The sequence below is a fragment of the Streptomyces sp. NPDC015139 genome, assembly GCF_043079785.1.
GTDB lineage: Bacteria > Actinomycetota > Actinomycetes > Streptomycetales > Streptomycetaceae > Streptomyces > Streptomyces albidocamelliae.
The window spans coordinates 1-1,924 of record NZ_JBIBUW010000064.1; the positions used below are offsets into that span (position 1 = coordinate 1).

1 protein-coding gene and 2 pseudogenes are annotated in these 1,924 nt (G+C 64.9%); 1 reads left to right on the forward strand and 2 read right to left on the reverse strand.

The features are described from left to right. Positions 1-96, forward strand: a pseudogene (locus ACF08B_RS41605) (IS5/IS1182 family transposase); the annotation flags it as partial. 40 nt (positions 97-136) lie between these two features. Here the strand turns inward: ACF08B_RS41605 and ACF08B_RS41610 are convergent. Both ACF08B_RS41610 and ACF08B_RS41615 read right to left on the reverse strand, forming a co-directional pair. Continuing rightward, positions 137-1,422, reverse strand: a protein-coding gene (locus ACF08B_RS41610) for an IS3 family transposase (RefSeq protein WP_392322228.1) whose coding sequence is annotated in 2 segments (ribosomal slippage) — positions 137-1,149 and positions 1,149-1,422 — 1,287 coding nt in all. Because the reading frame shifts where the segments join, the coding sequence is not laid out codon by codon here. A gap of 223 nt (positions 1,423-1,645) precedes the next feature. After that, positions 1,646-1,924 (reverse strand): annotated as a pseudogene (locus tag ACF08B_RS41615) (IS701 family transposase); the annotation flags it as partial.

A 1,924-nucleotide genomic window follows, 5' to 3' on the forward strand; every position in this document is an offset into this window, starting at 1 on the left:
AACCGGCTCAAGCACAACAAAGCCCTGGCCACCCGCTACGACAAACGCGCCCGCCACTACCAGGCACTGGTCACCCTCGCCTGCCTACGACTCTGAACCGTTCCGACTTTCCTGCCGGTGTTTTGGTGGCCGGTGATCAGTCGGCTCGTGGTTCTGTGTCAGCGTAGTGGGCTGCCTCGAACTCGGTAGGGCTGATCATGCCCAGACTTGAGTGCAGGCGCCGGTTGTTGTACCACTCGACCCAGGAGGCGGTGGCGTACTCGACGTCGGAGACGGTTCTCCAGGGGCCGTCGTGGAAGACGCTGGTGCGGATGCACTCGGACTTGTAGAGGCCGTTGATGGTCTCCATCAGGGCGTTGTCGTAGGCGTCACCGACGCTCCCGACCGAGGGGTGGATGCCCTGGAGTCGGAGATGTTCGGTGAACCGCACGCTCGTATATTGCGAGCCTGCGTCCGAGTGACATATGAGCTGGTCCCGGCCAACAGGGGTGCCCTCGTGGCCGCGGCGCCACAGTGCCATCCGCAGGGGCACGTCGACCAGTTCCACGTCACGTTTCACGGACGCGTGCCAGCCCACGATCTTCTGAGAGAAGCAGTCCACGATGAATGCCACATAGGTGAACGACTGATACGTGCGGACATACGTGAAGTCGGTGATCCACTTCTCATCAGGGGCTGGGGCTGTGAAGTCCCTGTTCAGCAGGTCCGCTGCCCGGATGTCGGCCGGGTTGGGGATCGTCGTTCTGGGTCTCTTCCCGCGCACGACGCCGGCCAGGCCGAGCGAGCGCATGGCACGGTCGACGGCGCCGAAACCGGCCTCGGGCAGGTGGGTGCGACGCACGAGGGCCAGCATTTTGCGCCGGCCGTAGAGACCTTCGGGAGCCAGCACACGCTGCCCGGCGGTGTTGGTGGTGAAGGCCAGCCGGCGGATGGCGTCCTCGACCAGCGCGTCGCTCACGGTCCGGGCCGCGGGTCCGCTCACGCCCACTGCCGGTGCGCACCAGGCTCGTAAGGTTCGTGCCGCGATCTTCAGTCCTGCGGTGTTCAGGGCGATGAGGATCGACTCGACGGCATGACCGACCGCCTTCATCTGGTCGACGAAGGCGACGATCAGCGGTTTCGGGGGTCGAGTTCCCCTGCGAAGAAAATCGTCGCGGACTTCAGTACCTCGTTGACCTCGCGCAGCCGCTTGTTCTCCGCCCGCAGCCTGCGCAGTTCCTCGCGTTCGTCGCTGGTCACGCCCGCGGCGGCGCCGGTGTCGATCTCGTGCTGGGCTACCCAGCGCCGCACGGATTCACGAGAGACACCGAGCGATTCGGCGACCTGGACATGGACGGCACGCTCGGTGGAGTACTCCGAGCGATGCTGGGTCACCAGACGCACGGCCTGGCTCCGAAGCGCGGGGTCGATCTTCTTGGGCACGTGTCCCATCCTCTCTGATGGCTCACAACGGAGCGGCAGAGAAGTCGGAACGGTTCAACCTAGTACTGCAACGGTGCTTGGTGTGACTGATGGCCAGGTCGGAGACTGTGTCCGCGTCGTTTGTAGTGACTGATGCGTGCTTGGTGTTGGCGTCGTCGACGCCAGGTTGACCAGTGCAGGATGTGCTCGATGGGGGCCGGCCGACGGTCGGTGAGGCGGGTGATCAGGCGCCTGATTTCGGCGAGGCTGAGGTGGATGAGTGGGGAGGATCCGTTTCTGCTTTCCCGGTATCCAGCTCGCGGGCTCGCAGGATGGTGAGGCAGGCGTGGGCGGCCATGGCGAGGGTCATGTGCCGGTGCCAGCCGGGATAGCGGCGGACCTGGTAGTCGTCCAGGCCGCATTCCTGTTTGGCGGTCTGGAAGCATTCCTCGATGGCCCATCGGCTGCCCGCGATGCGGATCAGGTCGTCCAGCGTGGTCTCGGTGGGGCAGTAGGCAATGTA